The 7,334-nt window shown below is 40.4% G+C and carries 5 protein-coding genes; all 5 read right to left on the bottom strand.

What is annotated here, in order from left to right; genetic code table 11:
• Positions 1 to 143 precede the first annotated feature (143 nt).
• The 5 genes from AC4GME_RS06275 to AC4GME_RS06255 all read right to left on the bottom strand — a co-directional run bounded on the left by AC4GME_RS06275 (position 144) and on the right by AC4GME_RS06255 (position 7,021).
• On the bottom strand, positions 144 to 1,391 hold the full coding sequence (locus tag AC4GME_RS06275; protein ID WP_490378330.1) for a phosphopentomutase: 1,248 nt from the start codon (positions 1,389 to 1,391) through the stop codon (positions 144 to 146).
• Positions 1,391 to 2,164, bottom strand: a complete 774-nt coding sequence (gene deoC, locus AC4GME_RS06270) for a deoxyribose-phosphate aldolase (protein ID WP_490378329.1) — start codon at positions 2,162 to 2,164, stop codon at positions 1,391 to 1,393. The genes AC4GME_RS06275 and deoC overlap by 1 nt, the downstream gene beginning before the upstream one ends.
• Positions 2,165 to 2,297: 133 nt before the next feature.
• Positions 2,298 to 3,563, bottom strand: a complete 1,266-nt coding sequence (locus AC4GME_RS06265; protein ID WP_490379142.1) for a NupC/NupG family nucleoside CNT transporter — start codon at positions 3,561 to 3,563, stop codon at positions 2,298 to 2,300.
• 138 nt (positions 3,564 to 3,701) lie between these two features.
• Entirely contained in the window at positions 3,702 to 4,652 is a 951-nt protein-coding gene (gene tal / locus AC4GME_RS06260; protein WP_490379141.1) for a transaldolase, read from the bottom strand.
• A 458-nt stretch (positions 4,653 to 5,110) separates the two neighbouring features.
• On the bottom strand, positions 5,111 to 7,021 hold the full coding sequence (locus tag AC4GME_RS06255; RefSeq protein ID WP_490378832.1) for a methyl-accepting chemotaxis protein: 1,911 nt from the start codon (positions 7,019 to 7,021) through the stop codon (positions 5,111 to 5,113).
• Between the last annotated feature and the right edge of the window lie 313 nt (positions 7,022 to 7,334).

Raw genomic sequence — 7,334 nt, 5'->3', positions numbered from 1 at the left:
GCATTAATATGAGGTGTTGCCATTGTTTTTTTCTCCATTTATTTAGTATTAAGTCGTCAAAAGCATACTTATGAAGACTTAAGTCACTGGAGGATGAGAGAATGCTCATCTCCAGTGTATTTTGCTATAGCAAGAGCTATAAATTAGTTAAAAATACTTGTACCGTAGTCAAGTTTAGGTAAACCGTGGTGCTCGGCGATGGTCTGACCGATATCTGCGAAGGTATCGCGTAGGCCGACAGGACCGGCTTTAACTGATTTGCCGTAGACAATTACCGGGATATGTTCACGGGTATGATCGGTGCCGTCCCAGGTAGGATCACAACCGTGATCGGCAGTGATGATAAGAAGATCTTCATCATCCAGCTCTGCAAGTATTTCCGGTAAACGTTTATCAAAGTATTCCAGAGCAGCCGCATAACCGGAAACATCACGACGATGTCCGAAATCAGCATCAAAGTTTACAAAGTTAGTGAAGATAATACTTTGATCTCCCGCTTTTTTGAATTCATCTAAACTTGCATCAAACAGTGCTTCAAGCCCGTTTGCTTTGGTCGCTTTAGTAATACCCTGGGCAGCAAAGATATCTGAAATTTTACCGATACTTACTACTTCACCACCTGACTCTTTCATTTTATCAAGTAGTGTTGGTGCCGGCGGGACAACCGAATAATCATGACGGTTGCCGGTACGTGCAAAGTTACTGCTTTCTGTACCGTCGAACGGACGGGCGATAACACGGCCGATATGGTATTCATCAACCAGTTCACGTGCAATTGCACATAATTCATAAAGGCGCTCAAGACCGAAGCTTTCTTCATGACAGGCAATCTGGAAAACACTGTCAGCAGAGGTATAAAAGATAGGTTTGCCGGTTTTAATATGTTCTTCACCAAGCTCTTCAAGAATGATTGTGCCCGATGAATGGCAGTTACCCAGGTAACCCGGTAAATCTGCACGTTTAACTAATTCATCAAGTAGTTCCTGAGGGAAGCTGTCTTGTTTTTTCTTAAAGTATCCCCAGTCAAATAATACAGGTACACCGGTGATTTCCCAGTGACCGCTTGACGTGTCTTTTGCTGTTGATATCTCTTTTGCATAACCGTAAGCCGCTTCAGGTTCAACAGATTTATCTAAACCTGCTGGAAAACAACCTGAGCTTTCATCACAAGCTCGGCCAAGACCAAGTTTGTTCATATTCGGGATAGTCAGTGGACCTTGACGTCCGTTGTCTGCTTGACCATTCGCGCACAGTTTAGCTATATGACCTAGCGTATTTGCACCGACATCATTGAATTGGCTGCCGTCTGCTCGTGAACCAGTGAACTGGTCTGCATCTGCTGATGAACCGACTCCAAAAGAATCAAGTAGTAAGATAACTGTGCGTTTCATTAGTAAGCTCCTTTTTCCACTGTTTTATCTGTTAAGTTTAATTCAGTTAACAGGCCTGTTAGCAGGCTTGATGCACCGAAACGGAAATGATCGATATTTACCCAGTCTTCACCCATGATGTCACGGGCAAGCTGCATGTAGTCATTGGCTGCTTGTGCGTCTTTAACACCGCCGGCCGCTTTAAAACCAACATCAAGCCCAGACTCTTTAATCGCTTCCAGCATAACTTTGGTTGCTTCTAAAGTGGCATTAACAGGTACTTTACCTGTTGATGTTTTAATAAAATCAGCGCCTGCATTAATACAGATCAGACTTGCTTGTTTAATTAGTTCAGGGGTCTGTAATACGCCTGATTCGATAATAACTTTCAGTGTTACTTTGTCACCGCAGATTTCGCGGCATGCTTTGATCATGGTTGCGCCAATCTCGCTGTTACCCGACATTAATGCACGATAAGGAAAAACCACATCAACTTCATCTGCGCCGTAGGCAACAGCAGCACGGGTTTCAGCTAGAGCGATCTCTAAGTCATCATTACCGTGTGGGAAATTTGTAACCGTCGCAATTTTAATATGCGCGGTATTTTGTTTAGCTAATGCTTTTCGAGCAATCGGAATAAAACGAGGGTAGATACATACAGCAGCTGTATCACCGGCTGCTGTGTGAGCATCTGCACATAACTGAATCACTTTTTGATTAGTATCATCGTCATTTAAGGTTGTTAGATCCATTAACTGGATACCTTGGCGAGATGCTAGTTGTAAATCACTCATTATTTAATTCCTTTGATTTTCTTTAGTAAGAGATCCAAGCAGCTCAGAACTTGTTTCCAAGCGCTTGGGGTTATACCAATCACAGTAAATAGACGTTCATTTAATGTAATTGGTACGGGTTGTTATTATGAAATTAAGCTACGCTCATTGCGAAGAAGATACCCACTAAACAAGCACTCATAAAGTTAGATAGAGTACCAGCAAGTACTGCTTTTAAGCCCAGACGTGCAATATCAGGACGACGTGATGGTGCAAGTACACCTAGACCGCCAAGTAAGATTGCCATTGAAGATAAGTTTGCAAAACCACATAAAGCAACAGTAACGATTACTTGAGAGTTCATGCTTAAGGTATCTTTGATACCAACGAAATCGATATAAGCAACAAATTCGTTCACTACTAGTTTCTGACCCAGTAAACTACCTACTTGCATCGCTTCAGACCATGGAACACCGATTAGGAACGCGATTGGTGCGAATACGTAACCTAAGATTACTTGTAGCGTTAATGCATCGAAACCAAACACACCACCAGCAGCACCTAAGATTGTGTTAATTAGAGCGATTAGGGCGATGAAAGCGATTAACATACCACCAACGTTCATTGCTAAGTGAAGACCATCGGATGCACCTGCTGCCGCAGCATCAATTACATTTACCGGTTTACCAGCAGCATCTGCAGCTACTTCGTCGTCTGTTAAATGGTCCATCTCATCTTTTGGTGTCTCTGTTTCAGGCTCTAATAATTTAGCCATCAATAGACCACCAGGTGCCGCCATAAATGATGCCGCAATAAGGTAATCAAGACTAACACCTAAAGATGCATAACCTGCCAGTACCGCACCGGCAACTGATGCAAGACCACCGGCCATTACCGCAAATAGCTCTGAACGAGTCATTGTTCTGATAAACGGTTTAACAACTAATGGTGCTTCTGTTTGACCAACAAAAACGTTGGCAGCAGCTGACATTGACTCAGTACGACTTGTACCAAGCGCTTTCTGAAGCGCACCACCAAATATTTTGATGATAAACTGCATAACGCCCATGTAATAAAGCACGGCCATTAATGACGCGAAGAAGATGATGATAGGCAGTACTCTAAACGCGAAGACAAAACCGCCGCCGCCGAATACTTCAAACATTTTGCCGGAAACAAGGCCGCCGAAAAGGAAACCGATACCTGCATTGGCACTGTCAATTACAGCCTGTACAGCTGATGATACGCCTCCCAGTATGCCAGCACCTGACTCTGTGAAAATAACAATCGCTGGTATAAAAGCTTGTATTGCAAAAGCTCCCCCAACCGTGCGTAGATTGATCGCTTTACGATTACTCGAAAATATTACCGCAATTATGATTAATGACATAATCCCGACTAAACCCATAACAATTTGCATTTTAACTCTCCATTTAATATATATATTAGGCTGAATAAAACGGTTTCTATCAGCCACCTTCATTGGTTTTGTTTAATTTTTTTTGTACAGTCCAATGTTTCTCATTGGTTATACGTTCTTAATTTCAAATAAAAATAATCAAAGGCGTTCCTCTATCATTTTTTCCAATTTATCTTGGTCGATAGCGAAGTTGCGGATACCTTCTGCTAGCTTATCAATCGCCATTGGATCTTGGTTGTGCTCCCATAGGAACTGTGCTTCTGTTAGCGCTACAGGTGCAGTTTCAATATCAGAGGTAGCAGATAATTTTGCGACCACCTCTCCCTGTTGTTGTTCTAATTCTTGTAATAACTGTGGGCTGATAGTAAGTCGGTCACATCCAGCCAATTCCAAGATCTCGCCTGTGTTTCTGAAACTTGCACCCATTACCACGGTTTGGTAACCATGTGTTTTGTAATAGCTGTAAATTTTTGCAACAGATTTCACGCCTGGATCAGCTTCCGGTGTAAATTCACATCCACGCTCTTTTTTATGCCAATCCATAATTCGGCCGACAAAAGGTGAAATAAGATATACGCCAGCTTCAGCACAAGCTTTAGCCTGAGCAAAAGAAAATAGAAGAGTTAAGTTACAATTTATTCCCTCTTTTTCTAAGGTTTCAGCAGCACGGATACCTTGCCACGTTGAAGCTAATTTGATTAAAATGCGATCATTGCTGATACCGGCATTGTTATACATTTTTACTAGCTGGCGGGCTTTTGCCAGACTTGCTTGTGTGTCATAAGATAATCTTGCATCAACTTCTGTTGAAATACGGCCTGGAACAATATTTAAAATCTCTTTGCCGATATTCACAGCCAACATGTCACAGGTATCTTGAACTTGTTGCTGTTTTGAATTGCTTTGTGCTTTTGCATATTCAATTGCATCGTTTATTAACGGGGCATAACCAGCAAGTTGGGCTGCCTTTAAAATTAGCGATGGGTTTGTCGTTGCATCTTCAGGTTGATATTTTTGTATCTCATCAATATCTCCCGTATCTGCAACTACGGTTGTTAACTTGCGTAATTGATCTAATTTACTCGCCATGAAATTAACCTTTTAATAAATTGAATGTTTAGATACAGAAAGTGATAATTTATCACCGATGCAAGATTGAGTTTAAAAGCATCTCAATCATGTAATTTAGAAGTTTTATATCCTTTAAAAAAACTTTTCAAAAAGTAATCTAACTATAAAACTCGTAAATGAAGTCATAATGATTTTTTGTATCCTGACTCCCTGTTCACGCAAATAAGTTTATTTATTAAGCAAAGCAGAAAGTGTGATCCAGACCTACAGAATAGGATTTACCACTACCTTTTTTGCTTGCGTTAACAAAATATGTTGCTATCTGTCTGCGTGCTCCTATTTGTAAAAAAATAATATTTGCATTTAAAATATTTTTAGTTGTTGTAATACAATGTTTTTTTGGTCTGTAACTCAAAAAAACTGTTTTTAATGTGCTGTCTGAACAATTTTATTTTCAGTAAATTAATGAACTTTTTTTATAATTTAAATCGTTCTACTAAGCTATCAAGGTTCATTGCCATCGCTGTCAATGACTCACTTGAAGATGCGATACTGGTTGATGTTTCAGCACTACTCTCTGTACTGTCGCTAATCGCATGCACATGAATGTTTATTTCACCAACCACTGCTGCTTGCTCCTCCGTTGCCGTGGCAACCTGAGTATTTAGATCTGAAATTTGTTGAATGTTTGCAACAATCTCATCGAGTGCCTCTGTAGTCTGCTGAGCATCAGTTACCCCCATTTCGGCAGTCTCTTTACTTTCTCTTACGCCATCGACTGCTCGCTTAGACTCCGATTGCAGGAGGCTGATCATTTGATTAATTTCATCTGTTGATTCGCTGGTGCGCTTCGCCAGGCTACGTACTTCATCTGCTACAACTGCAAAACCACGTCCCTGCTCACCGGCGCGCGCAGCTTCAATAGCGGCATTTAATGCAAGTAAATTGGTTTGCTCTGAAATGCCGCGAATAACGTCGAGAACACTACTAATTGCATTGCTCTTATCTGCTAAAGATTCAATGGTTGTAGATACTGATTCCATCTTCTGTGACATCTGGTGAATGTTTGCAGTTGATTCTTGCACAACAACTTGCGCATTTTTAGCTTGAGTTGTCGCTTCATTCGTTGAGTCTGCCGCATGTGCCGCATTTGCTGCAATTTCTGCGATGGTTGAGCCCATTTCACTAATGGCTGTTGCAACTTGTGTTGCGATATCTCGCTGACCTTCGGCATCTAATCTAGACTGCTCTGCATCTTGGGAAACTTTTACTGATGCCTGGCGAACATCTTTTGATGTTGTAGAAACATCATTAACTACAGAATGGATCTTACTGATAAAGGCATTAAATCCATGTGCCAAACGAGACACTTCATCACTGCCGGTTTCACTTAGTCGGTAACTAAGATCTCCCTCTCCTTCACCTAGCTCTTTGAATACCCCTGCCAGGTCATTAATAGGTCGGGTTAAACTTTTTGCCAGAATGATGCTGATAAAGATAAACACAACAACGACAATGGCAAACCACATAACCATATAATTTCGAGACTCGTTAAGCCCGATATAAAGCTCAGCTTTTGGAACTTCTGCAACCACATACCAACCAAGACTTGAGATATAACTTGTCGCTACGATCAGATCGCTGGTTTCCTGAAACGCAAATTCTTTTTTGGATAATAAAGCTTGAATATCGATATTGTTATAAATCTCAGCAAGCTTTATCTTTTCACTTTTTTCCTGCTCTTTATGTATTTTCACCAGTCCGGAATGATCAACAAGATAAACAAAACCCGTCTCTTCAATTTTGAAGCTATTTAAGTAATCAACCATATCGTTAAATGATTTTGATAAACCGGAAACGCCTCTGCCGTTAAGCTCTTGATAGTTAATAAATACATTCACATCACCGCTTGCTTCTGCGTAAGTACTTGCTGACTCTGCTTGGCCGCTATTTTTGAACGCAAAAAACCAGCCATCGAGATTGTCATCTTTAAGAACACGGAGAAATCCATCCTGGTTCCAATATTTAGCAGTTTTTCGGTCTGCAAAAGATGCGTTACTCAAATTGTTATCTTTAGTTATTTTGTCCAGCATTTTGATAACGTTAGCTTCATTATCTGCATTCGCTCCAGATTCAAGCCAATCAAGAAGGAAAGGGTTTGTTGCAATCGATTTCGTCAATACCTTCATTTCAGATATTTCGCCATCCACAGCATTGCGTACGCGCTGAAGAAGGTTCGGTAAATCGGATTGCTGAAGTCTGGAAATCAGCAACTCTTTTGCTTTTGAGTGGCCGACAAATCCTACGATGCTGGTAGATATAACAACAGCCATTAACATGGCTATCACTAGTTTAGAGCGAATAGAGAGAGAGTTTAAAAATTTCATCAAATAGATCCTATATGTGGTTTTCCGTGGGTGTTGCTGCTGTAAAGACATTTGACAATAAAAAATACTTTTTAAGAGTAGTCTAGAAACATTCTCTATCGTCTTGGTTAAGTTCAAAACATGTCCCTAATCTCATTATTAAAAAAAATAAGTTGGTTAACAAAGACTTGGGTTAAAAAAGCAAACAATAACTCAGTTACAAATCATGAGGGCTAGGTGGTAATGATTTTGCGTCTTGTGAGCTGAATAACTGAAATTATTTTATTTATTAAGCAAGATATAAGATGTGATCTAGACCTACAGAAGAATATTT

This window comes from Psychromonas sp. (genome assembly GCF_983033635.1).
This window is presented reverse-complemented; position numbering and strand designations above follow the sequence as displayed.